This is a genomic window from Paraburkholderia phytofirmans OLGA172 (genome assembly GCF_001634365.1).
Classification (GTDB): Bacteria; Pseudomonadota; Gammaproteobacteria; order Burkholderiales; family Burkholderiaceae; genus Paraburkholderia.
Genome location: NZ_CP014580.1, coordinates 158669 through 182137 on the forward strand (window position 1 = coordinate 158669; position 23469 = coordinate 182137).

22 protein-coding genes are annotated in these 23469 nt (G+C 61.4%); 11 read left to right on the forward strand and 11 right to left on the reverse strand.

Annotated elements, in window-relative coordinates; all coding sequences use genetic code 11:
• The first annotated feature begins 133 nt into the window (after positions 1-133).
• Entirely contained in the window at positions 134-796 is a 663-nt protein-coding gene (locus AYM40_RS36365; protein WP_063501009.1) for a nitroreductase family protein, read from the forward strand.
• Positions 797-904: 108 nt separating this feature from the next.
• Here the strand turns inward: AYM40_RS36365 and AYM40_RS36370 are convergent, their stop codons facing one another.
• Positions 905-1339: an Hsp20/alpha crystallin family protein gene (locus AYM40_RS36370; protein ID WP_063501010.1), complete on the reverse strand. Its 435-nt coding sequence runs from the start codon at positions 1337-1339 to the stop codon at positions 905-907.
• A gap of 203 nt (positions 1340-1542) precedes the next feature.
• Here AYM40_RS36370 and AYM40_RS36375 point away from each other — a divergent pair, with 203 nt between their 5' ends.
• Positions 1543-3243, forward strand: a complete 1701-nt coding sequence (locus tag AYM40_RS36375) for an AAA family ATPase (RefSeq protein ID WP_063501011.1) — start codon at positions 1543-1545, stop codon at positions 3241-3243.
• 108 nt (positions 3244-3351) lie between these two features.
• Complete coding sequence (locus AYM40_RS36380; protein WP_063501012.1) at positions 3352-3864, forward strand: universal stress protein; 513 nt, start codon at positions 3352-3354, stop codon at positions 3862-3864.
• 151 nt (positions 3865-4015) lie between these two features.
• On the opposite strand, the gene AYM40_RS36385 is transcribed toward AYM40_RS36380, so the two are convergent.
• The 5 genes from AYM40_RS36385 to AYM40_RS36405 form a co-directional block, all read right to left on the reverse strand.
• Positions 4016-5002, reverse strand: coding sequence for a zinc-dependent alcohol dehydrogenase family protein (locus AYM40_RS36385; RefSeq protein ID WP_063501013.1), 987 nt, complete (start codon positions 5000-5002; stop codon positions 4016-4018).
• A gap of 1 nt (position 5003) precedes the next feature.
• Positions 5004-5231, reverse strand: coding sequence for a DUF3562 domain-containing protein (locus tag AYM40_RS36390; protein ID WP_063501014.1), 228 nt, complete (start codon positions 5229-5231; stop codon positions 5004-5006).
• Between the two features lie 144 nt (positions 5232-5375).
• A complete protein-coding gene (locus AYM40_RS36395) occupies positions 5376-5651 on the reverse strand; it encodes a DUF1488 domain-containing protein (RefSeq protein WP_063501114.1) in 276 nt (91 codons plus the stop codon).
• Positions 5652-5730: 79 nt separating this feature from the next.
• On the reverse strand, positions 5731-6432 hold the full coding sequence (locus AYM40_RS36400; protein ID WP_063501015.1) for a CBS domain-containing protein: 702 nt from the start codon (positions 6430-6432) through the stop codon (positions 5731-5733).
• Positions 6433-6462: 30 nt separating this feature from the next.
• Positions 6463-6927 (reverse strand): hypothetical protein, encoded by a 465-nt coding sequence (locus AYM40_RS36405; RefSeq protein ID WP_063501016.1) that lies wholly within the window; start codon positions 6925-6927, stop codon positions 6463-6465.
• Between the two features lie 470 nt (positions 6928-7397).
• Between AYM40_RS36405 and cydP the strand changes: the two genes are divergently transcribed.
• The 7 genes from cydP (at position 7398) to AYM40_RS36440 (ending at position 15289) form a co-directional block, all read left to right on the forward strand.
• Positions 7398-7658, forward strand: a complete 261-nt coding sequence (gene cydP / locus AYM40_RS36410; RefSeq protein ID WP_063501017.1) for a cytochrome oxidase putative small subunit CydP — start codon at positions 7398-7400, stop codon at positions 7656-7658.
• Complete coding sequence (locus tag AYM40_RS36415) at positions 7648-9243, forward strand: cytochrome ubiquinol oxidase subunit I (protein ID WP_063501018.1); 1596 nt, start codon at positions 7648-7650, stop codon at positions 9241-9243. The genes cydP and AYM40_RS36415 overlap by 11 nt, the downstream gene beginning before the upstream one ends.
• Before the next feature lie 54 nt (positions 9244-9297).
• Positions 9298-10434, forward strand: coding sequence for a cytochrome d ubiquinol oxidase subunit II (cydB, locus tag AYM40_RS36420; RefSeq protein WP_063501019.1), 1137 nt, complete (start codon positions 9298-9300; stop codon positions 10432-10434).
• 56 nt (positions 10435-10490) lie between these two features.
• On the forward strand, positions 10491-10622 hold the full coding sequence (gene cydX, locus AYM40_RS36425; RefSeq protein ID WP_063501020.1) for a cytochrome bd-I oxidase subunit CydX: 132 nt from the start codon (positions 10491-10493) through the stop codon (positions 10620-10622).
• A 330-nt stretch (positions 10623-10952) separates the two neighbouring features.
• Positions 10953-12743: a PHA/PHB synthase family protein gene (locus AYM40_RS36430; protein WP_063501021.1), complete on the forward strand. Its 1791-nt coding sequence runs from the start codon at positions 10953-10955 to the stop codon at positions 12741-12743.
• Positions 12744-12752: 9 nt separating this feature from the next.
• Positions 12753-14156: a bifunctional enoyl-CoA hydratase/phosphate acetyltransferase gene (locus tag AYM40_RS36435; RefSeq protein ID WP_063501022.1), complete on the forward strand. Its 1404-nt coding sequence runs from the start codon at positions 12753-12755 to the stop codon at positions 14154-14156.
• Positions 14153-15289 (forward strand): acetate/propionate family kinase, encoded by a 1137-nt coding sequence (locus AYM40_RS36440; protein ID WP_063501023.1) that lies wholly within the window; start codon positions 14153-14155, stop codon positions 15287-15289. Before AYM40_RS36435 ends, AYM40_RS36440 begins: the two co-directional genes overlap by 4 nt.
• Here the strand turns inward: AYM40_RS36440 and AYM40_RS36445 are convergent.
• Positions 15271-16617 carry an IS4 family transposase gene (locus AYM40_RS36445; RefSeq protein WP_063495219.1) on the reverse strand — a complete coding sequence of 449 codons (1347 nt, stop codon included), beginning with the start codon at positions 16615-16617 and terminating at the stop codon, positions 15271-15273. The genes AYM40_RS36440 and AYM40_RS36445 overlap by 19 nt on opposite strands.
• Before the next feature lie 197 nt (positions 16618-16814).
• On the opposite strand from AYM40_RS36445, the gene fabI reads away from it, so the two are divergent.
• On the forward strand, positions 16815-17588 hold the full coding sequence (gene fabI / locus AYM40_RS36450) for an enoyl-ACP reductase FabI (protein ID WP_063501024.1): 774 nt from the start codon (positions 16815-16817) through the stop codon (positions 17586-17588).
• A gap of 149 nt (positions 17589-17737) precedes the next feature.
• Here the strand turns inward: fabI and AYM40_RS36455 are convergent, their stop codons facing one another.
• The 4 genes from AYM40_RS36455 to AYM40_RS36470 all read right to left on the reverse strand — a co-directional run bounded on the left by AYM40_RS36455 (position 17738) and on the right by AYM40_RS36470 (position 23416).
• Positions 17738-20092 (reverse strand): HAD-IC family P-type ATPase, encoded by a 2355-nt coding sequence (locus tag AYM40_RS36455; protein WP_063501025.1) that lies wholly within the window; start codon positions 20090-20092, stop codon positions 17738-17740.
• Between the two features lie 55 nt (positions 20093-20147).
• The gene (locus AYM40_RS36460; protein ID WP_063501026.1) at positions 20148-20597 is read right to left on the reverse strand and encodes a CBS domain-containing protein; all 450 of its coding nucleotides are present in this window, start codon (positions 20595-20597) and stop codon (positions 20148-20150) included.
• A 240-nt stretch (positions 20598-20837) separates the two neighbouring features.
• Entirely contained in the window at positions 20838-21980 is a 1143-nt protein-coding gene (locus AYM40_RS36465; protein ID WP_063501027.1) for an ABC transporter permease, read from the reverse strand.
• Positions 21977-23416, reverse strand: a complete 1440-nt coding sequence (locus AYM40_RS36470) for an efflux transporter outer membrane subunit (RefSeq protein WP_420488534.1) — start codon at positions 23414-23416, stop codon at positions 21977-21979. Before AYM40_RS36470 ends, AYM40_RS36465 begins: the two co-directional genes overlap by 4 nt.
• Positions 23417-23469 lie beyond the last annotated feature (53 nt).

Below are 23469 nucleotides of genomic sequence, written 5' to 3' on the forward strand. Positions count from 1 at the left end.
GATAAAGGTCCACTGGTCGCGAACCCGGCGCCACGCGTGGCTTGATTGAGATCAAGGGGTACGCTAGCGAGCGAACTATCGTGAAGATAGCAATGCGCCAACCGGATACATGGGACGTTGAGAGGAGTTTGAGATGACCAAGATGCAATTTCTGACCTACGAAGTTCTGCCTGATGCACGGCCCGAATCAGCCGAGGGCACTGCGCCAAAAACCATCGCGCTGCCACAGCCCGACCAGCGCTCAGGTCTGCCGCTCATGACCGCTCTGTCGTTTCGATCAAGTACCCGTGAATTCGCACCGACCCCGCTGTCAATGGACACGCTCGGAGAATTGCTGTGGGCTGCGGACGGCGTCAACCGTCCAGTCAGCGGCGGACGCACCGCGCCATCGCCGCATGCCTTTAACGAAATCGACATCTATGTGGCGCTGCCCAATGGAGTCTATCGTTACGATGCGCCCAACCATCAACTGCTGCTCAAGCACGCCATCGATGCGCGCAATCTGACCGGCTATCAGGATTTCGTCGGCAAGGCGCCGCTCGACCTGGTGTATGTGGTCCGGACGTCCAGTCTGCAGGAGATGCCGCAGCAACAGCGCGAACGGTTTTCTGCCGTCACCGCTGGCGCGATTGCGCAGAACGTAGCGCTCTATTGCGCGTCAACCGGGCTTGTCAATGTGATCCGCGGCTGGATCAATCATCAGCTCCTCGCCGATGCGTTGCGGCTCAATGAGGATGAACTGCCGATCCTCGCGCAAACCGTTGGCTTGCCGAGCCCGCAGCACGCTCGAGATTGAGGTTTGGAGGCCGTCTGGAGGCCTTTGGAATGGCCAACCCAAGATCCAGCGGGATGGCCTTCGACAGCCAGGGTGCGCAGCCCGAACGCGCACCCTGCCCCCGTTTATCTAGCTGATCTGCAGGCGCTTCTGTGCTGAGGGCGCCTTCTTCGGCAATGTCAGCGACAGCACGCCGTCCTGGTACTGCGCCGCCGCCGTCGCTTCATCGACGTCGCTCGCGAGCGAGAACGACCGGCTGATTGCGCCCGAATAACGTTCGCGTCGCAGCACCCGCTCGCCTTCTTTCAATTCCGTGTTGCGTTCCACCTTCGCGCTGATCGATACGGTGTTGCCGTCGATCTTCACGTCGATGTCCTTTTTATCGACGCCAGGCAGTTCTGCTTTGACTGTGTACGCGGTATCGCTTTCCGTCACATCGAGCTTCATGTCCGCCAGCGGTCCGTCATCGCCCGCTGCGATGCCGCGCAGAGGACGGAACAAACCATGAAACAGGTCCGAAACCGGTTCCATCGAGAACGGGTCATAACGTGTCAAGTTGCTCATCGTAGCTACTCCTCAAATAGTCCATGATCGCCATGGAAGTCACACTGCCCTAAATAACTTTAGGCCTGTACGTAGAACGTCCGTTGATATGTATCAATTGACGCGCGTAACCGGAGCGGTTCGCAAAACACTGACCTCCATCAATTCCGGGGGCCCGAGTCTGCTTATGCTGGAACTGCCCTCTTGAATCTGCGGAGTCATCCATGCTTACCCGATCAACCGCGCCGACTCGCCGGCCGCTTCATGCGCAGCATCGTGAACGCGTCGCCCGCCGCGGTTGGTCGCACATCGACGCAGCGTTGCAGCGCCCCTGCTCGTATCGCCATCCGGCGGGGCGCATCCGGCGAATCGAAACCCATATTTCCGTGATCTATCTGGCCGGGCGATTTGCGTACAAGATCAAGAAGCCTGTCGACCTGGGATTCGTCGATTTCGCGGACGTGGACGCGAGGCAGCATGACTGTAACGAAGAGGTGCGACTCAACCGGCGGCTCGCTCGCAGGCTCTATCTCGGCGTGGTGCCAGTCGTGCGCCTCGGTCGCATATTCAAGGTGGACGCACAAGGAACACCCGTGGAGCATGCGGTCCGGATGAGGCGATTCGACGAACGACAATTGTTTTCCCGTCTGCTCACACGCGGCGAGCTGGGTTTCGCGCAGATAGACCGGGTGGCCGAGCGTCTCGCAGCGTTTCACCGCTGCGCCTCCACAACCCCACCGCGCAGCATGCTGGGGACGGCAACTTTCTTGCGCACACAGATGGAGACCGTGCTGACGTCGCTTGAGCGGGAAGCCGGCACGCTCGTGCGCGCTGGTGTGCGTCAGTGGTGCGAAAGAGAAGCAGCGCGGCTTGCTGGGCATTTTGAAGCGCGGCGCGCCGGCGGGTTCGTGCGCGAATGCCACGGCGACTTGCACCTCGACAACATCGTGCGCAAAGGAAACGACGCCATCTTGTTCGATTGCATCGAATTCAGCGAGGCCTTCCGCTGGATCGACGTGGCTAGCGACCTCGCCTTCCTGATGATGGATCTGCAAGCGCATGGCCGCGACGATCTCGCGTCGGCTCTCCTGAACGGATGGCTGCAACGGACTGGCGACTTCGGGGTACTCCCGGCGTTGCGCTTCTATCTCGTCTACCGGGCGCTGGTGCGTGCGCTTGTCGAAGTGCTGAAGGCGCGCGGGTCGTCCGCCGCGCACAGTCTCGCGCGCGCCCACGACTATGTGGCCTGCGCCGCCCGCATGGCAAGCGCGCCACAGCCGTATCTGCTGCTCTGTCACGGCTATTCCGGGTCCGGCAAATCGGTGGCGAGCGAAGCGCTTGCCAACCGTATCGGCGCAATCCGCCTTTCCAGCGATACGGAGCGCAAACGCCAGCGAGCGTTCGCGCCGCCGGATCAGCACGCCCTGCCCGCTGTCGCGTACTCGCGCAAAGCGATCGACTCACACTACGATGCGCTGCTGGAGATTGCGCGCCACATGCTCGAAGCAAGCTATCCAGTACTAATGGACGCGACGTTCCTGAAACAGCGGCATCGTGCATCCTTCATCGAGTTGGCGTGCGTATTCGACGTGCCGGTGTTTCTGCTGGATTTCCATACGTCTACGCGGCAACTGGCCGAACGCGTACGCAAACGCGCAACGGACCCTGGGCAGTCGTCTGACGCCAATGCAGCGGTGCTGGTCAGGCAACTCGCCAACGAAGAGCCGCTCACGCCCGACGAAGCCGCATTGACGGTTGCTTTCGATACGGACGTTCCGCTCGGCGCCTTTCAGCACGCGACGTACTGGAAACCGCTGTTGATCCGCCTGCACCCGAACGGCCCGGTAGAACACGCTGTTCACAACGGCACGCACCATTGGCAGACGAGCGGCTGGGACGCGACAGGTTGCCAGAGCGTCGCGTGAAACCGCCTGCGGTCGCAAGGGAACCAAAACGGCTTGATCCAGATCAGTATTCCCCACCCGTTCGTTGCCGATGATGAACGCATACGGTTCCCATCGACGAGGTCTGACATGTATCGACACATTCTTGCCGCCATCGACGGCAGTGAAACATCCGCACAAGCGTTCGACGCCGCCCTGCAACTCGCCCGCGAGTCCGGCGCGGAGTTGCAGCCACTTTATGTCGTCGACGTGCCAACGATGGTCTATGACGCCCCCGGCTACGATCCGAGCATCGTTCGCGACGCCTTCCTCGCGGAAGGCAAACATGTGGCCGACAACGCGCTTGCACGGATGAAGCACGACAGCGTCCAGGGGGCGCCGCGGATTATCGAAACTAATCTGGTTGACGGCGATTACGATGTCGCCCACTGCATCCTTCATGCGGCCGAGCATCTGAAAGCCGATCTCGTCGTGATGGGAACACACGGCCGGCGCGGCGTTCGGCGGCTCGTGCTCGGCAGCGTCGCGGAGCGCTTTTTGCGGATCGCGCAATGTCCGGTCCTGATGATCTCGGCGCACAGCGCTCCCGAAGCGGCGACTGACGCCGCGGGTGCAGCCGAACGCGAAAAAAAGTCGACCTGACCTGCAGGACCCTGATCGTCTTTATCGACCATAGCGCCCGTGGCAATGCTCTTGTCGGGTTCGAACTCGATCTGGCGCAACGGAATGGCGCTCATGCAGGATTCGGGTCGGTGGTCCCCGTGAACACATGATGTCAATACCAGAGATCCCGTCAACGGATTGCCAGCACCGCGGCCCCCGTCAGCTTCCCCTCCCGCAGATCGGCAAGCGCCCGGTTGGCCTCGCCCAGCGGATAACGCGTCGTTTCGATGTCGAGCGGAATCTCGGCGGCCAGACGCATGAACGCAAGCCCGTCTTCTCGCGTGAGATTGGCCACCGACACCACGCGACGCTCGCCCCATAGAAAGGCATACGGAAAGGACGGGATGTCGCTCATGTGAATCCCGCCACACACCACAATGCCGCCTTTCACCACCGCCTTCAGGGCGATCGGCACGAGCGCGCCGACTGGCGCGAAGAGCATCGCAGCGTCGAGTTCGTCCGGCGCCGCTTCGTTGCTGCTGCCGGCCCACGTCGCGCCGAGGCGCAGCGCGAGCTGTTGAGCCGCCACGTCGCCGTCACGCGTGAAGGCATAAACTGTGCGCCCCTGATAAAGCGCGATCTGGGCGACGATATGCGCGGCTGCGCCAAAGCCGTAGATGCCGATCCGCTCTGCGTCGCCGGCCATGGCCAGCGTGCGATAGCCGATGAGCCCCGCGCACAGGAGTGGCGCCGCGTCCACGTCCGAATATCGGTCAGGCAGATGAAAGCAGTAACGGCTGTCGGCGACCGTGCGCTCGGCGTATCCGCCGTCGATCGTATACCCCGTAAAACCCGGTTCATCGCACAGATTCTCGCGACCGGAGAGACAGTAACGGCAGTGACCACAGGTATGGCCTACCCATGGCACGCCGATCCGTTCCCCCACACGGAAACCGCTTACTCCCGCCCCCACCGCCGCAACGGTGCCGACGATTTCATGGCCCGGGATCACCGGCCGCTTTGGATGGGGCAGTTCATGGTCAATCAAATGCAGGTCGGTACGGCAAATACCGCATGCGTGGACGTCGATCAGCAACTGGCCCGCGGCCGGCACAGGATCTGGAACCTGCAGGTCGCGCAGCCCCTCCCCGGTATCGTCGAATACCATTGCGCGCATCTCACACCTCTCTTGCGTGATGGTTGCCGCTGGCACGGTTGTGGGAGGCGCTCTGCCTCACCTTGTCGGATACGCGTTTGATCGCGATGACCTGAATATAGTCGTGGACACGCGCACCGGCCGACAGACGACTGATTTCATCGCCCACCATGCGGGTCAGATCGTCTTCGCTCAGCGCCGTCCCTCGTGCGATTTCGAGCAGCGGCATCAATAGTTTATCGCGAGGCATGAGGGGACTCCGGGTGGGAAAAGATACGGCACGTGGATGTACATCTTCAATATGTCATCTTCATTCAACGCAACGGCGCAATCGGAAGTCGTGTCGAAACCGCCGCCCATTAAATGAAGCGTCTCTGCCCTGCTCTCACGCAGCTCACTCGCAGAAACGGAAATAGCCGCTATGCAACAGTACCGGCTTGCCGCCGAGTTCACTCAGCATCCGCTGCGCGGCGTGTTCGATCGCGCGCCGATTGGCATCGAAGGCACCGATCAGGTCGTCTTCGCGCAGCGATGCAGCTCTGAAATGATCTTCCAGCGCTTCAGCGGTGATCGCGCACCGGATGCGTTCACCATTGACCACGGCAGGGAAAGCCAGAACGGGATCCGGCCCGCCATACTCAGGGCGCTCCTGGGGAAAAGTGATATTCATCATGTCGTACCTCGGCTCGTATGCGGTCCTATGCTCACCTGCCCGGCAGGGCCCGACCGGTTGCGTAACGGAGGTGTTCCTACATTGCTGGCAAAGTCATGGGAAATTCAATGTGACTCTTGACGCCCTTGACCCCATACACGCTCTCCGCTGCGACACAGATTGCGCGTCGTTCTTCTTCCGACTGGACAACGGCCCACAGATGCACGATGCCTTCCTTGACGATCACGTTCTGACTGGGCTGCGCCCAACGATGATTGCTGAGTTCGCGCACGATCGCGTCGTGAATTTGCTGGTCGCTGGATGCAACCGGTAACGCGTCAGCTGGGACGCTCGCGAGTGCGCGAATCAGATTGGAGCGACTGACGATCCCAACCAGCTTTCCGTCACGCATGACGGGCACGCGCTTGATCCGCCGCCGTTCCAGCAGATTCGCGATCTCGGCGAGGGGGGTGTCCTCCGCAACCGACACGACTGTACCGCTCATGACGTCGCGCACCGTGCGCGCGTGTTCCTTGACATACGTGCTCGCGAGTTCACGGGTCGATGCAAGGAAGTCAAGCCACCATGATCGTCTCTGCCCGTTGGCCTCGGCGTCAGTGTCGATTTCCGTTCGATGCAGCAGATCGCCTTCGCTTATCATGCCTATTACCTGCCCGGCCGTGTCAACCACGGGCATGCCACTAATGTGGTTCTCAGCAAGTAGTTTCGCCGCCGCTTGCACGGTCATTTCAGGTATTGCAACCAGGACCGATGGGGTCATTACGTCGAGGGCACGCATAAGTTTCTCCTTCAGAAAGTATCATGATCGTCATCGCACTTCGCCTACCACGCCGCGAAAATTCATCTCCGCACGCCTGATCTGGTCTGCACATATCCCGTAAGTCCATGCCGGGTCGCCATCACTCGCGTACATGCCGCGGCACATGCCTTTCAGCCGGACTGTCGTCGTGCCGCTATCATCGGTGGTCCGCTCGGCCCAGAAATAGGCAACGCCCGATTCGTGGGGCGCTTCGGTCTCAATCACCGAATCGTTGAGGCGGCTGATCGGCGTTCTCGAGTAGAGCTGCACATAAAGCCGCGTGCGGTTCCAGATTTCATCGCACGCCATGCGTGAACTACAGGTCACCCACGCCTGTTCTCGTGCCTCCTGAAGCTGCGTTTCGGTGCTCCGGAACGCAATCATCTGGTTTGCCGTGGTGCAGGCCGCAAGGCCGGCCGTCATCAGCAGGAACAGGACCTTGGTCAAATCAACCGACAGGCGGATGCCTTTCATCTCAGTTCGCTCAGCGCACAATATAGGAATCGAGTTTTCGCGCTGACAGTCGCCGGCGCAGCAAGAACTACCAAGAAAACAGACGGACAGATAGCAAAATCCGGCTGCGGTGTCGAAAAGTAGTCCTGGTCTTCTACCGTTTGTCAGCGGGTCATATAACTGTGCAAATGGCCGGCCGCCTGCGTATATCGTGGAAACCAGTCTACGTGCAGGTTCGTCGCCAGAATTGACAAAGGTCAACTGCGCCGCGTGTCAGTAGCACCGGTTGGCAGTTGGCGCGGATGGCCCGCTTTCTTGATCTAGCTCAACAGCACCAATAGAGCCTGTCGTGAAGATGTGACCTATCGATCCGATGGCGCAGCCTGCAACCGCAGATCGTCTGCATCCCGGATCGTCACGTGCTCGCCAAGCCGCCTCCGCGGCTTGACTCCGACCGGAAAAGCCGGTGTGAAGCAGTCCGTCGACCGATCATGACCATAACGCTGAACGACAGGAATCCACCTCGTCCTGCCCTGCATGCGCGACTCGCCGGCTGGGTGCGCGGCCCCACCTTCGGGCGAGATATCGTCATTGTGCTTGCCATCAAATTTTCACTCCTGATGGTACTGAAGTACACCTTCTTCAATCATCCGCTGGCGGAGACCATGTCCATGCCGCCTGCACTCGTCGCGCAGGCACTGCTTTCGGTACCTGCCTCGCATCCGTCTCAAGGTGAACAACATGCCCGTTAGCGAAGTCGTCGATCTATCGCGTCTCCAGTTTGCGGTGACAGCGCTTTATCACTTTCTCTTCGTACCCCTTACGCTCGGCCTGTCGTGGCTGCTCGTCATCATGGAAGCCGTCTACGTGATGACCGGCAAGCAGATCTACAAGGACATGACACAGTTCTGGGGAAAGCTGTTCGGCATCAACTTCGCCATGGGCGTGACGACCGGTCTCACGCTGGAGTTCCAGTTCGGTACCAACTGGTCCTACTACTCGCATTACGTCGGCGATATTTTCGGCGTGCCGCTCGCCGTCGAAGGGCTGATGGCGTTCTTCCTCGAATCGACTTTCGTCGGCCTGTTTTTCTTCGGCTGGAACCGTCTGTCGAGAGTGCAGCATCTGATCGTCACCTTCCTTGTTGCAGTGGGCTCGAATCTCTCCGCGCTGTGGATTCTGGTGGCCAACGGCTGGATGAACAATCCAGTCGGCGCCGAGTTTAACTATGAAACCATGCGGATGGAACTGTCGAGCATCTTCGCCGTACTGTTCAACCCGGTTGCCCAGGTCAAGTTCGTGCATACGGTATCGGCCGGTTACGTCACGGCGTCGATGTTCGTGCTCGGCATCTCGTCGTGGTATCTGCTCAAGCGCCGCGACACCGAATTCGCGCTGCGCTCGTTTGCGATCGCAGCGGGTTTCGGGCTTGCATCGACGCTCTGCGTGATCGTGCTCGGCGATGAATCCGGCTACCGCACCGGCGAAGTCCAGCAGGTCAAACTCGCCGCCATTGAGTCGGAATGGGAAACAGCGCCAGCGCCGGCCCCGTTTACGATCTTCGGCATACCGAATCAGCAGGAAGAAAGGACCGACTACGCCATCCGGGTTCCCTACGCGCTCGGCATCATCGCGACGCGTTCGTTCGATGAGCCTGTACTGGGACTGAAAGATCTGATCGCGCAAAACGAACTGCGCATCAAGGACGGCATGATCGCGTACGGCGCGTTGCAGCAACTCAAACAAGGCAATGCCACCGACGACGCCAAGGCCGCCTTCGCGCTCCACAAGGACAATCTCGGCTACGCCCTGATGCTCAAGCAGTTCACGGCCAACGTCACCGACGCGACGCCGGCCCAGATCGCCCAGGCGGCCAGGAAAACCATCCCGCCCGTGTTGCCGGTGTTCTTCTCCTTCCGGATCATGGTGGGCCTCGGCATCCTGTTCCTCTCGACCTTCGTGCTGGCGTTCTGGTTCTGCGCGCAGCGTTCGCTGCTGCTCGACAAGCGCCGCTGGTTCCTGCGCTGGGCGCTGTGGGCGATTCCGCTGCCGTGGCTCGCGGCGGAGTTCGGCTGGGTGGTCGCCGAAGTGGGGCGTCAACCGTGGACCATCGCCGGCATCCTGCCCACCGCATTGTCTGCCTCTAGCCTGACGGCCACCGACCTGTATCTGAGTATCGGCGGCTTCGTGGTGTTCTACACGGCGCTCTTCGTGATCGAGATCACACTGATGTTCAAGTACGCGCGCCGCGGCCCGTCGTCACTGCATACGGGGCGCTACCACCACGAATCGCCGCCGGCTCAGCCGTCCAAGCCGCTGACCACCACGGCCGCATGACTCGCCACCGCGCTCCGCAAGCTGCAAAAGCTGTGTATAAAGGGAAAAATCATCATGGATTATGCAACCCTCAAAGTGATCTGGTGGGTATTGATCGGCGTGCTGCTGATCGGTTTTGCCCTCACCGACGGTTTCGACATGGGCGCCGCCATCCTGCTGCCGTTCATCGCGAAGACCGACTCGGAGCGGCGCATCGTCGTGAATACGGTCGGCGCGACCTGGGAAGGCAACCAGGTCTGGTTCATCACCGCGGGCGGCGCGATGTTCGCCGCATGGCCGCTCGTCTACGCAGCGTCGTTCTCGGGCTTCTATTTCGCGATGCTGCTGGTGCTGTTCTCGCTGTTCTTCCGCCCGGTGGGCTTCGACTACCGCAGCAAGCGCGAGGATCCGCGCTGGCGTAATACGTGGGACTGGGCGCTGTTCCTCGGCGGATTTGTGCCGGCGCTGGTGATCGGTGTCGCGTTCGGCAATCTGCTGCAAGGCGTGCCGTTCTCGTTCGATACCGACCTGCGCGTCACCTACCACGGCGGTTTCTTTGCGTTGCTCAACCCGTTCGCCGTGTTGTGCGGGCTCGTCAGCGTGTCGATGCTGGCCGCGCACGGCGCGGCTTTCGTGAAGATGAAGACCGACGGGGTGATTGCCCGCCGCGCCTCGATAGCGTTGCGCATTGCGTCGCTTGCCGGGGTGGTGTTGTTTCTGATTGCCGGCGTGCTGATCGCAACCATGATCGGCGGCTATCGGATCGTCGACGCGGCGCCGTTCGACACGGTTGCCAACCCGCTGCTGAAGAACGTGATCGGCGCGCCCGGCCTGTGGCTCACCAACTACTCCACCTATCCGTGGATGATCGCGGCGCCAGTGATCGGCGTGCTTGGCGGCGTGCTGGCGTTGGTGCTCGCCAGCTCGCGCTTTGAAAAGAGCGTGTTTATTTCGACCGGGTTGATGATCGTTGGCGTGATCCTGACGGCGGGCTTCTCGATGTTTCCGTTCATCATGCCGTCGTCGCTCGACGAACGCAGCAGCCTCACGGTGTGGGATTCGACCTCGAGCCGGATGACGCTGCAGATCATGCTGATCGCCGTCATCATCTTCCTGCCCATCGTGCTGATCTACACGAGCTGGGTGTACCGCGTGATGCGCGGCAAGGTCACGGCGGCCGCCCTCGAAGAGAACAGCCACTCGATGTATTGAGGCGTTCCGGACATCGCGTCGCGCACGTCACTAACCAGACATCAAAGGAGCACATGATGTGGTATTTCAGCTGGATTCTTGGCATTGGTGTGGCACTTTCGTTCGGCATTATCAACGTGATGTGGCTGGAATCGCGTCGTTTCGATGAAACGGCCGCGCCGCATCCAGCGCCTGCGCCACGGCGATGATCTGAAGCCGCGCCAGAAGCGCGGCCAACCGACTCTCGCAGCTAAGCTGCCGCGCGCGAATAGGCGCCCGTGACTCGCTTGACTCAGATCAATCGCGGCGGCCATCGGAAAGCTACAGTCCTCTACGGAAGCGCTTGCTGCTGCGCACAATCCAGACGGAGGCGCCGCAACAAAGTGCATCAAATCCGTGCACTGAAACACACTTCGCCGTCGGCACCCTGCGTGCCGTGGAGGTTGTCGCACCGGAGGTGCGTTCTATGCCAGAAGCGAGCGCGCCGACACAGCCGTTTCATTGTAAGCCAAGCGCCGTAGAACCCTGAGGAACCTGAAATGGACACCCGCGCCACGCCGGCCATCGCTGAAAATCCCGCGTTTTTTGACAGACCTGCGGTTTCCACCGCCACCGAATCCTTTCGTGCGCTCGATCATGCGAAAGAAGCCATGATCGCGCGCATGACCGGGGGTCTGTCGCCCGCGTCACTACGAGCAGCGCTTGCCGACTGGCTCATTCATCTCGCGGCGGCGCCTGGCAAGCAACTGGAACTGGCGTCGCTGTGCGCCCAGAACGCGCAGCGCATCACTGAATACATGGTTCGGACCGCGCTCGGTTGCTACGCCAAGCTGTTGGCAGAACCGTCTGCAGGCGATAGCCGGTTTCTCGCCGAATCATGGCAAACCGAACCTTACCGGTTCTGGCAACAGGCCTTTCTGTTGACCGAACAATGGTGGAATGTCGCCACCCGTGACGTGCCGGGCACAACTCACCATCATGAGGACGTGGTGTCGTTCAGCGCCCGCCAGTTGCTCGATATGGTCGCGCCGACGAATTTCCCGTTCACCAATCCCGAGGTCTCGCAGCGCGCCGCTTCGACGCTCGGCGTGAGCCTTATCGACGGGGTGCGCAACGCGCTCGAAGACGCGTCCCGGCAGGCGGGCGGCCAGCCGCCGATAGGACTCGATCAGTTCAAGGTCGGGGTCAATCTCGCCGCCACGCCCGGCAAGGTCGTGTTTCGCAATCACCTGATCGAACTCATTCAGTACAGCCCCGTCACCAGCACGGTGCTGGCCGAGCCGGTCCTGATCGTGCCGGCGTGGATCATGAAGTACTACATCCTGGATCTCTCCCCGCACAACTCGCTGATTCGCTATCTGGTCGAACAGGGACACACGGTGTTCTGCATCTCATGGCGCAACGTGGATGCCGAAGACCGCGAACTCGGCCTCGATGATTATCGGCAACTCGGCGTGATGGAGGCGCTCGACGCCGTCTCAAGCATCGTCCCGGACAGCAAGATTCATGCGACTGGCTATTGCCTCGGCGGCACCTTGCTGTCGATTGCCGCGGCAGCGATGGCGGGGTCGGGCGACGACCGGCTGGCATCGGTCACGTTATTTGCCGCGCAAACAGATTTCACCGAGCCAGGCGAGTTGCAGCTTTTCATCGACGACAGCGAAGTGTATTTCCTCGAAAGCATGATGTGGTCGCAGGGCTATCTTTCCGCCGATCAGATGTCGGGGGCATTCCAGCTATTGCAATCAAACGACCTCATCTGGTCGCGCATTGTCCACGACTATTTGCTGGGCGAGCGCGCACCGATGATCGATCTGATGGCATGGAACGCCGATACCACGCGCATGCCGTACCGGATGCATTCCGAGTACCTGCGCCGCCTCTTCCTGAACAACGATCTGGCGTGCGGCCGGTATGAAGTCGACGGCCGTCTGCTATCGATCCGCAACATTCGCGCGCCGCTGTTCGTGGTTTCGACGGAGCGCGACCATATCGCGCCGTGGCATTCGGTCTACAAGATCCACAACCTGTCGGATACCGAAATTACGTTCGTTCTCACCAGTGGCGGCCACAATGCCGGGATCGTCAGCGAGCCAGGGCACGCACATCGCTATTTCCGGATCCATCGCACTGCCGCGGACGATCTGCGCGTGAGCGCTGACGAATGGCTCGCTGCGAGTGCATCGCAGCAAGGCTCATGGTGGCCCGCGTGGGCCGACTGGCTGAAGGCTCTTTCAAGCCCGCAGCGCGTCGCGCCACCCGTTGCCGCGTCCGATGCGCACGGAGGACCACTCGGCGATGCGCCCGGCACCTATGTCTTCCAGCACTGAGGGGCTCAAATGAACGACATCCTGTTGCGCAATCGAACCTTCGACCAGCTTGAAATCGGCGAGTCCGCTTCGCTCGTCAGGCTAGCCGAGCAAACCGACATCGACCTGTTTGCCGCCATGTCAGGCGATGTCAATCCGGCCCATACCGACGCCATCTTTGCATCGGGCGATCTGTTCGGGCACGTGGTCGTGCAGGGGATGTGGACAGCCAGCCTCATTTCGGCCGTGCTCGGCACGAAACTGCCAGGTCCCGGCACCATCTACCTCGATCAGAATCTGCAGTTCAAGCGTCCGGTCGTGCCAGGCGATGTCATCACCACCACGGTTACCGTGAAGGAGAAACGCGTCGAGAAGCACATCGTCCTGCTCGATACACGCTGCACCAACCAGAAGGGCCAGGAGGTGCTGCTCGGCACCGCCACCGTGATCGCGCCGAGTACGCCGGTCGCCTGGGCGCAAACGCTCCGTCCGGATATCGCGGTGCGCCGTCACGACCGGTATGAGGCATTCATCCGCAACGCCCGATCAAGTCCCGCGCTACGCACGGCGATTGTGCATCCGTGTTCGGTGGATGCGATCAGGGCCGCTATCGAGGCACGTGACGAAGGCTTGCTCGATCCGCTGCTGATTGGGCCGGAAGCCAGGATCCGTGCCGCCGCTGAGGCTGCTCACATCAGCCTCGAGGGTGTAACGATCGAAGCCGTCGAGCACAGCCATGCAGCTGCTGCCCGCGCGGTCGAACTGGGCGCCGCTGGCAAGGTCGACGCGTTGATGAAAGGCAGCCTCCACACTGACGAACTGCTTTCCGCAGTGGTTGCATCATCGTCGAACCTGCGAACTGGACGAAGGATCAGTCACGCGTATGCGATGGACGTGCCGGCGTATTCGAAGCCGCTGATCGTCACCGATGCGGCCATCAACATTGCACCGTCGCTGGAACAGAAACGCGATATCTGCCAGAACGCGATCGACCTTTTGCATGTGCTGGGCGTTGAAGTGCCGCGCGTCGCCGTGCTGGCCGCTGAGGAAACGGTTAACCCCAGAATGCCGACGACTCTCGACGCCGCCGCCCTCACTGTGATGGCCGCGCGCGGACAAATCACCGGTGCCCTGGTCGACGGGCCGCTCGCCTTCGACAATGCGATCAGCCTCGCCGCAGCACAAGTCAAGGGCATCAACTCGCCCGTGGCCGGTCAGGCTGACATACTGCTCGTCCCCGATCTGGAAGCCGGCAACATGCTGGCCAAGCAATTGATGTACTTCGCCGGCGCCGACGGCGCTGGCATTGTGCTTGGCGCGCGTATTCCGATCATCCTGACCAGCCGTGCCGACACCCTGCGAGGACGCCTGGCTTCCGCCGCCCTCGCCAAGCTAGTCGCCAGGCATACCCGCGGAGGGCCGGTCCGATCATGAGCACCCCACTCCTGCTTACATTCAACCCGGGCTCGTCGACGATCAAGATCGGGCTGTTCAGCGTCACCGCGGGTGAAGCCACGAGAATCGGCCAGGGCATGATCGATTTCCGGCAGCAGCCGCTGCGGCTCCATCTCAGCAATGGCAGCAAAACCGGCGAGATTCCCCTGAAAGCGGCTGTCACCGAAGATCTGCACGACGTCCTTGACGAGACATTGGGATGGTTTGCCACGCACTTCCCGCTCGACGATCTCGTTTCGGTCGGCCATCGTGTCGTGCACGGCGGCGATCGCTTTGCCGGACCCGTTGCAATCGACGGCGACACGCTCACCGCCATCGCCGAGCTCGTGCCACTCGCGCCGTTGCATCAACCGCAGAGTGTCCGGCTCATCCGCGCCATCCGGCATCTGCGGCCCCATCTCGTTCAGTCGGCATCCTTCGACACCGCGTTTCACCGCACGCAGACAGATCTCGTGCGCCGCTTTGCCATTCCGCGCGAGTTTTTCGACAAGGGTGTCAAGCGTTATGGCTTTCATGGCCTCTCCTATCAGTTCGTGATCGGCCAGCTCGCCCGTCAGTTCCCGCAACTCGCCCGCGGCAAGGTCGTCGCGGCGCACCTGGGCAGCGGTGCGAGCCTGTGCGCCTTCGAAGCTGGCAAGAGTTGCGACACGAGCATGGGCTTCTCGACGCTCGACGGCATTCCGATGGCCACCCGCTGCGGCGCACTCGACGCCGGTGTCGTGCTGCACCTGGTTGAACAGCAGGGCCTCGGCATCAAGGAGGTCGAAAAAATGCTGTATGAGAAGTCCGGCTTGCTCGGCGTCTCGGGTATCAGCGCCGATAGCCGTGAACTGCAGGCCAGTGACCGGCCCGAGGCTCGCGAAGCACTGGCGCTGTTCGCGTTTCGTGTTGCGGGCGAGACTGCGCGGCTCGCGACCAGCCTCGGCGGTCTGGATAGCCTCGTGTTCACGGCGGGAATCGGCGAACATCAGCCAGAGACACGCCGCGCCGTCTGCGAGCGGCTCGCGTGGTTAGATATCGAACTCGATCCCCAAGCGAACAACGGCAACGCACGTCTCATCAGCAGCGCCCGCAGCCGGGTAGCCGCATCTCGTTATACAGAAGTGTCGTAGCCGTCGCGCAAGATCTGGATGGTGCTCACAGCATCCATGACTCGCTGCATGCCAATCCACAACGTCTTCGCGCCCGGTTCACCATCGCTCTTGCGCCCGAGGAATCCACCCAGTGACGCGATCATCCGTATCATCTGGTTCAGTGTCGGTGGTTTTTTCGGACGCGCCTTCTTGCAGAGCACGTGAGCACCATGTATCTCGTCAGCCGCGAAGAATAGCGACGCGTTTAGCTCCGGACACGTTCTGCCCACACGCATGAGCCGTGCAATACGCCACGATACGACCATGTACAGCGCAAGTGCCTTCTCTACCCGTTCCATCTGCGAGAGCTGCAGCGCCTCAACCCGGCAGGCGTTCTTCAGGACATTGAAGAACATTTCTATTTCCCATCTCGCGCGGTACCAGTCGATGAGTTCGATGAGCGCATCCGCATCACCCGCTTCGCGGTTGGTCACAAGACGCCAGATGACTGGCTTTACGCCCGCTGGCGCATCCACCTCATACGCCTCGACGCAGGTGAGCGTGACGCTGACGCGACCGGGCAGCGTAATGCGCTGGCTGCGCAGTTCCTGCTTCACTTCACGTGCCTTCTGGCCACTGCGCCCGGGCAGCACGAAACTGATACGGCCGAGCACGTTACCCGCGTGCACCTTGTCCCACAGCTTTTCTTCGTCCTTCAAGGCACGGTTGTGCTGCGAGCGGATCAGCCAGTCCGCCGGTTCACCCAATTCCTGCGCACGCTGCATGAGCGCCGCGATGTCGCCTTCACGATCGGCCACATACACCAGCCGCGCGTCTGGCAGGGCCCGTGCCTGTTCGGCCACGATCTCATAGCTTTCGATCCACCGCGCACTTTCCCTGACTCCGCCACGCCTGCCGTTTGCATCGCGTGACTCGCGCGCCCACATCCAGGCATTCATCACACCCAGCGGCTCCCGATCCGGTGTCACCGCATAAGTCGCGTGAAGATACATGCCCACCTGTGCTTCATAACTGAGTGGGCCGGCCCCTTCGATGTCCTGACCGTTAAAGTTCAGCTCTGTCGTATCGGCAATGCACAGCACCACCGGCAACGCTCCCATGCGCGCCGTGGTGCGATCCCAATGCGGCTGCATCATGTCGCGCCAGTCGATGCGCTCATTGCCTAGAAAGCGATATGCTGCCATCGTCTCGGCCCAGCCTTCGCACGCGCCCGGAATGCTGGCCGTGGGCCGGCTGGCAAACCGTTTGATCAGTTCCTTCGCGCGCCGGTCTCGCCGTGGATCGCCCAAATCCAGAGTCTCAAATTCTTCGTCCACCCATGCTCCCGCGTCGTTTCGGATCTTCATGCTGAAAATCCGAGAGTAAACGCGAAATCCGCATTGTTAACAACCCCCTTCCGGCTACTTTGCTATCCAACATCGTCTCCGGAACTGTCGATTTGTGTATAACGAGATGGGGTAGCCGTGCTCGTGCTGCCAACCGACGAAGAGCAGATCATCGCCAACGAGGCGGTTTCGGTACTCCATCAGGAAGAGGCGAAAACATGAAGCCGATCATCGATCTGGCCGGCAAACGCGGACTGGTCGTCGGCATTGCCAACGAGCACAGCATCGCCACGGGCTGCGCCACCGTGTTTCGCGCGGCCGGCGCAGAGCTGGCGGTCACGTACCTGAACGACAAAGCCGAGCCGTTTGTGCGCCCTGTTGCACAGGCGCTTGAGTCGTGCATCGTTTTGCCCTGTGACGTGCGCATTCCCGGTCAACTGGAAGCGGTATTCGAGCGGATCGAGAAAGACTGGGGGCGGCTCGACTTCGTACTCCATTCGATCGCCTTCGCGCCGGCCGGCGATCTGCACGCCAGCCTGGCTGACTGCTCGGCCGAAGGCTTCGCGCTCGCGATGGACGTTTCCTGCCACTCCTTCATCCGCATGGCCAGGCTCGCGCTGCCTCTCATGACAGATGGTGGAAGCCTGATGACGGTGAGCTTTTACGGCGCCGAGCGCGCAGTCGAACACTATAACGTCATGGGTCCTGTGAAGGCAGCACTCGAGTCGAGCGTGCGTTATCTCGCTGCCGACCTGGCGGCACGCCGTATTCATGTTCACGCCATTTCCGCCGGCGCAGTCAAGACACGTGCCGCGACCGGCATCGACCACTTCGATGCATTGCTTGACGACGTTCGTGCGCACACGCCGGCGCAGCATCTCGTCACGATCGAGGAAATCGGCCGGATCGCGGCCGTCCTCGCGAGCGACGCAGGGATGACCCTGACGGGCTCGACAATCTATGCAGATGGGGGCTTTCATGTGATGGCGTGACCATGATGGACGAATTCGCCACCGCCCCCTTCCATGATCAGGGAACTCACCTACCGCCTCAGGTGCCGGCACTAACGCCTCGCGCGCGCGTCATTGCCTTAATTGACTCTACAGGAACGCCCATACCTCGCTGAGGCGCCAGCGCCGCCCTACGTCATCTTCAGGCGGCCAAATACGGCAACCTTCACGAGATCCAGGACGAAAGCGAAGGTAGCGGCCGCACCTAACATGACGCCGACCCACAGCAGCGGCAAGGGGGACATCAGTATTCCACGTGTTGCGAGGGTCGCAATGAACAACACGTCGACCACCGAGGACAGGACCAGCCAACGGCCCGGGCAAGAACTCCACAGACGCCGGCGCTCGCGGACCACATACAGGACAGCCTGACCACTGAATGCCAGAATGACGACCGTGAGCGTTTGCAACTGGCCAGTGCCAAGGTCCAGCCAGAACTTGCCAACGGCAAGGAATCCGCTGCAAAAGAGCAGATTGCAGCACGCCAGCACGATACCCGCGATCGTCACATGGTCGATCTGCCAGGCATTGGGCTTCTGCGATGGCCGCACGTTGTCGGTCGTCGACGACATGGCGAGGAAATCGCCCGTGGTCATGAGCACAACCATCAGCATTGGCGTCAGGATTGCGTGGCCGGTCATGATCAGGCCCACCGTCAGGAACAGCATTTGATCAATTTTGCGCGTGACCGACCTCAACATATAAGTGAGGATCCGCTGGAACGTGATCCGTCCCTCGCGTACCGCAGTCACGACGCCGCCAAGGCCCGGCTCGGTCAGCACGATACCTGCCGCGGACTTGGCGACATCGGTGGCCGTCGAGACGGCAATGCCCATTTGTGCCTGGCGCAGCGCAGGGGCGTCGTTTGCGCCGTCACCACACATGCCGACAATATGGCCGCCGCTCTGGAACGCCTTGACGATGCGGAATTTGTCCTCGGGGAACACACCAGCGAAGATCGCATACGCTTCGGCACGCAATGGCTCAGGCTGCAGCCCAGGCGGAGAGACTGCGCCATCGAGCCCAACCGCATGGGCGACAACGGCGGCCGTCGCCGCCGCATCGCCTGTCACCATCACGGTATGCACGCCCATCCCGAGCAGATCCGCGATCAGCCGGGCCGAATCGGCTCTGGGCGGGTCGCTCAACGCAATCAGACCGGCGAGCTTCAGCGCGTCCGGCGCGCCCACGCCGACCGCCAGTACCCGGAAGCCCTGTGCCTGCAGCGCCTGCGCCGCGGCGATCGCTTCGGGTGACGATTGCGTCAGCGCAGTCACTCGCTCAAACGCACCCTTGACAATCCGGATCGCGCGATCGTCCCTATCCGACGCGAGCGCTTCGGACATCTTGTTCGCCGGGTCGAACGGCACAAACCTGATGAGCCTGGGCAGATCCGGCATGGAAGCGCAGCGGGACGCATTGCGGATTGCCGTATCGACCGGATCCTGACCGCCCTCCGAACTTGCCAGCGCGGCAAGTCCGAGGACATGCGCATCATCGAAGCCAGCCATGGCGCGCACCACCGTGACCGCCAGTTCGTTGCGCGTCAAGGTGCCCGTCTTGTCGGCACAGAGAACATCCATGGACGCCGCCTCGTCAATCGCGGACAAGCGCGTCGGAAGAACGCCCAGCTTCGCAAGCACCCTGGCACCCAATGCGGTTGCCAGCGTAAAGGTCGCCGGCAGTGCCACAGGAATGGCTGCCAGGATAGCGGTCAGTGCGAGAGGCACGATCTCGGCCAGCGGCATGCGCAGCGAGGACGCGTAACCGATCTGGACGAGAACGATAACGCCATTGAACATGGCAAGATTTCGCACTACCCGCATCACGGCCCGCTGCTGCGAACTGGGGACGTGGGCGATACGAACCAGCTCGGCGGTTTGCCCGAATTTCGTGCGGCTGCCGGTCGCCGTGACTTCTGCGGCTGCTTCTCCGCGCCGCACGAGTGCCCCGGCGTAGGTCTGCAAGCCCGGACCGCCTTCGATGGGCAGCGACTCACCTGTGAGGGTCGATTGGTCGAGCAGTACCTCCCCTTCGAGCAGGCGCACATCGGCGCCCACAATGCAGCCGAGCGAAACCTTCACGATGTCGCCTGGCACCAGTTGTGCGACCGGCACCGTCGTCCATACGCCGTCACGCCGGACCGGGGTGACCAGTGCGAGCCGCGACTTCAGGGCGTCCAGCGTTGCCTGTGCGCGGTTTTCCTGAAAGAAACCCAAGGCGGCGTTGAATGTCAGGAGTGCGGCAATCACCGCGGCTTCGACATACTCGCCTAGCACCAGCTGCAGGACGATCGCAGCTTCCAGCATCCACGGAACCGGTGCCCAGAATTTGCCTAGCGCGCGGCTCCATGGCGGCGTCGCCGTGTCGGGCATGCTGTTCGGGCCAAACAGTTCGAGCCGGCGCTGCGCCTCTTCGGTTGTCAAACCATCGGATGGTCGATCTTCGAGCACGCTTGTTGAGGTGGTTTCGGGTAAGGAGCTCATCACAAACCGTTTGAGGGTCCTAAAAAGGAGGCAAAGCGAAGTGCGCAACCTGGGCTCATGTGCGCGCCTTTTCTTCAAAAGGCCTCTGCCTTTGGCTAACGAGGCACAGTTCCGACAGTAGCTCGGAGACGACACCCATCATGTCGTCAAGCATCACGATACCGATCAGTTCGTCCGTATCGGACATCACAGGCATCCGGCGCACGCCGTTCAGGCGCATGCGCCGCAGAACGTGCCATGCGTCCTCCCAATCGAATGCCGTGATAGCTGGCGAGGACATGATGTCGGCGACCCACAGCGTCCCCGGATCGAGTTCGCGCGCGAGGACGGACACTACGATATCGCGATTGGTGACGACGCCAACAGGGCGATGACCGGGACCTGCGTCAGTGACCACGGCCAACTCGCCGACGTGATGATTGCGCATGAGCTTCGCGGCATCGAGCGCGCTGGTTTCCGCCTGGCAGGTGATGACGTTACGGGTACAGATGGTGCCTGTGTTCACGACGGTTCTCCTTACATTCCAGCAGGGGTTTTCAGCCACTCTGCGCGGCGCTGGCGCCCACGATATTGCGTTCGATCAACCAGACACGTATCCCCTTGCGCGGCGAAGTCATTGCGGCGATCGAGCGTGATGCGATGCGCCACAATCTGTTTGGCGAAGACGACGGGATCTGAAACGTCGGATAACGCAAGGGAGCCAAAAAATACGAGGCGCCTCAACGGTCGTCTGTCTTTGTGAACGTTATCCCCTGAAAATATCGAACGGCTCGATCGTGAGGACCTTCCGCACGCCGATATAGCTCGAAATTCCGGCAATCAGCACAACCATGCAGAACGCCAGCGCAAGGTTCCAGAAAGTCGTAATGGCTGCATAGTTGGGCACCGAGACCCTGGCGATCGAAATCACCAGGGTGACCAGACCGACGCCAAGTCCATAACCCGTCAGCGCCGTGAAGGTGGCCATGAAGAGGATCATGTACACGAGTTCGTGCCCCTTCGCGCCGATGGCCTTGAGCGCACCGAACTTGTCGAGGTTCTCCAGAATGAAGGTATAAAACGTCTGACCCGAGATCGACAGTCCGACGATAAAGCTGATCACGGTCATCAAGAGGATGTTGGTACCGACACCCGTCTGATACGTGTAGTAGTTCGCAATGCGCTGATTGAACTCATTCTTGGTCAGCGCAAGGTAGCCGAGTTTGGCCACCTGCTGCTTGATGCCGGCAATCGCGGCGTTATTCTTCGCCTGCACCAGGATATAGGAGATCGTGAAGCGCGTTCCCGGGACGTACTGGATCGCCCGATTGTAGGTGGTGTAAAGCGTCGGCACACCGTTCAGTCCATTCGCGGCGACTCTCGCGACGCCCACAATCACCCCGCGGCGGTCGTTGATCTCGAACGCCGTGCCGATCTTCGGATTCTCCAGTTTCGAGAACTCCGAGTCATTCACCACCATGAACGCGTCGTCGGCATAGATATCCAGAATGTGGCCCTGCTGGATCTCCGGACGACCGAACAGGCTGGCATCGTCCAGCCCAACCACATTGACCGCCTGATACCTGCCATCCGCGAGCTTGACCTGCGCACCGCCGATATAGAGCGGCACAGCGTACGCGACCCCATTCATGCTAAGGGTCGCATCCAGCAGGTAGTCGGGCAGCGGAAAGGGGCCCGTCGGCGTATTGACGGCCGGATCCATGATCCACATCGACGCGCCAATATTGGTCACCGTTGAATAGGCGCGGTTCAGGATGCCGGCGAACATCGCGGTCATCTGCATCATCAGGAATACCGCGAACGTGATGCCAATCAGTAAGGCAGAGAACTTCGCCCGGTCGTTGACCAGCAGCTTGAAGCCGATCCGCATGATGCCGCTGTACTTCATGGTCGCTGGCCTCCGCTCGCCTCATCCTGCCCGTTCCACCATCCGCCGCCGAGTGCGACGAACAGCGCGACCGTGTCCTGATGGCGCTGCGCGACGGCCTGGAGATAAGCAATAGTCGTCTGGTGGAGCTGCACATCGGCGACCAGGACGTCCAGGTAGCCGACCGTTCCTGCGCGGTAACTGGCCTGCAGCAGAGACAACGCCCCAACCGCGTCGCGCTGTGCTTCCGCTTGCGCCTCCAGAGCCTGCGCGTCGTATTCGAGTGCCTTCAGCGCGTCGGCGACCTGCTCGAACGCAGCCAGAACGGTCTGCCGATAATTGGCCAGCGACTGCTGGTACGCGTCGATCGCCGCCTTGCGGCCGTACCAGAGGCTGCCCCCCTGAAATAGCGGGATCGTCACCGACGGGCCGATGCTCCAAAACCTGAAGCTGTCCGTCGAGAGATTGCCGAAGCTCCTCCCGCCCGCGCCGTAGGTCCCGCTCAGGCTGATGCTCGGGAACATCGCGGCAGTCGCTACGCCAATGCTGGCACTGGCCACATGCAACTGTGCCTCGGCAGACAGAATGTCCGGACGCTGCCGCACCAGTTCGGAAGGTAAGCTCACGGGAAGGTCTTTGGGCAGCGAGAGCGAGCTCAAGTCAATTTCCGGCAAGCTCGCTTCGGACGGAAACACGCCCTCCAGCGTCGCGAGCAGATGATCCGCCTCGCTGAACTTCTGCCTTAGGGGCGCAAGCGATGCCTGGTTGGTGGCGATCAGACTGCGCACGCTCAGCACGCTCGCATAGGCAGACGTGCCGGCGCGCACCTGGGCTTCGGTGATCTCGAGTTGCTGGTTCTCGAGGCCGATCAATTGCTCCGTCGCGCGGATCTCCGCGGCATAGGCCGCCTGCGCGATGGTGGTGTTCACCACGTTGGCCGTCAAGGTCACGTAGGCAGCCTTGGTCAGGTAGCGCTGGTAGTCGGCCTGGGCCTGCAATCCTTCTACTGTTCGGCGCTTGCCGCCAAACACATCAAGCGCGTAACTGATAGTACCGCTCGCGGTGATCAGATTGAAGACCGTGCCTTGCCCGGTCAAACCGTTCGCGACCGGAGAAGTGCGCTCGCGCACGGCCTCCGCCTGTGCGTCAATCTGTGGAAAGAACACGCCGTAGCCGGCACGCAGGTTGTCCTGGCTTTCGCGCAAGCTGGCCTCGGACGCCTCGAGCGTCGGGTTGTGGGCGAGCGCCTCGTCGACGCTCGCGTCCAGTTGCGCCGAGCCGAACAGGCGCCACCAGTCGAACGGAACCGCGGCACCCGGCGTGAAATGCTGTGTCTTGCTATCCGCGGTGACTGCCGTCGCAGCCAGCGGCTCATGAGTGTAGGCGTGCACGGCGGGCGCCGCCGGGCGGCTGAAATCGGGTCCCACCGCGCAGGCGCCAAGCAAGGCCGCCGCCATCACGCCAGGCAACACCCCGGCCAATGCGCAGCGCCGCGAGACGTGCGGCGTGA

Bases quoted from the DNA above. Each gene is read 5' to 3' on its own strand.
- AYM40_RS36435 (WP_063501022.1), top strand. From the start codon at position 12,753: ATGAACGACATCCTGTTGCGCAATCGAACCTTCGACCAGCTTGAAATC.
- cydB (WP_063501019.1), top strand. From the start codon at position 9,298: ATGGATTATGCAACCCTCAAAGTGATCTGGTGGGTATTGATCGGCGTG.
- AYM40_RS36415 (WP_063501018.1), top strand. From the start codon at position 7,648: ATGCCCGTTAGCGAAGTCGTCGATCTATCGCGTCTCCAGTTTGCGGTG.
- AYM40_RS36445 (WP_063495219.1), bottom strand. From the start codon at position 16,617: ATGAAGATCCGAAACGACGCGGGAGCATGGGTGGACGAAGAATTTGAG.
- AYM40_RS36440 (WP_063501023.1), top strand. From the start codon at position 14,153: ATGAGCACCCCACTCCTGCTTACATTCAACCCGGGCTCGTCGACGATC.
- AYM40_RS36380 (WP_063501012.1), top strand. From the start codon at position 3,352: ATGTATCGACACATTCTTGCCGCCATCGACGGCAGTGAAACATCCGCA.
- AYM40_RS36370 (WP_063501010.1), bottom strand. From the start codon at position 1,339: ATGAGCAACTTGACACGTTATGACCCGTTCTCGATGGAACCGGTTTCG.
- cydX (WP_063501020.1), top strand. From the start codon at position 10,491: ATGTGGTATTTCAGCTGGATTCTTGGCATTGGTGTGGCACTTTCGTTC.
- fabI (WP_063501024.1), top strand. From the start codon at position 16,815: ATGAAGCCGATCATCGATCTGGCCGGCAAACGCGGACTGGTCGTCGGC.
- AYM40_RS36455 (WP_063501025.1), bottom strand. From the start codon at position 20,092: ATGAGCTCCTTACCCGAAACCACCTCAACAAGCGTGCTCGAAGATCGA.
- AYM40_RS36390 (WP_063501014.1), bottom strand. From the start codon at position 5,231: ATGCCTCGCGATAAACTATTGATGCCGCTGCTCGAAATCGCACGAGGG.
- cydP (WP_063501017.1), top strand. From the start codon at position 7,398: ATGACCATAACGCTGAACGACAGGAATCCACCTCGTCCTGCCCTGCAT.
- AYM40_RS36385 (WP_063501013.1), bottom strand. From the start codon at position 5,002: ATGCGCGCAATGGTATTCGACGATACCGGGGAGGGGCTGCGCGACCTG.
- AYM40_RS36375 (WP_063501011.1), top strand. From the start codon at position 1,543: ATGCTTACCCGATCAACCGCGCCGACTCGCCGGCCGCTTCATGCGCAG.
- AYM40_RS36400 (WP_063501015.1), bottom strand. From the start codon at position 6,432: ATGCGTGCCCTCGACGTAATGACCCCATCGGTCCTGGTTGCAATACCT.
- AYM40_RS36470 (WP_420488534.1), bottom strand. From the start codon at position 23,416: ATGGCGGCGGCCTTGCTTGGCGCCTGCGCGGTGGGACCCGATTTCAGC.
- AYM40_RS36365 (WP_063501009.1), top strand. From the start codon at position 134: ATGACCAAGATGCAATTTCTGACCTACGAAGTTCTGCCTGATGCACGG.
- AYM40_RS36395 (WP_063501114.1), bottom strand. From the start codon at position 5,651: ATGAATATCACTTTTCCCCAGGAGCGCCCTGAGTATGGCGGGCCGGAT.
- AYM40_RS36405 (WP_063501016.1), bottom strand. From the start codon at position 6,927: ATGAAAGGCATCCGCCTGTCGGTTGATTTGACCAAGGTCCTGTTCCTG.
- AYM40_RS36430 (WP_063501021.1), top strand. From the start codon at position 10,953: ATGGACACCCGCGCCACGCCGGCCATCGCTGAAAATCCCGCGTTTTTT.
- AYM40_RS36465 (WP_063501027.1), bottom strand. From the start codon at position 21,980: ATGAAGTACAGCGGCATCATGCGGATCGGCTTCAAGCTGCTGGTCAAC.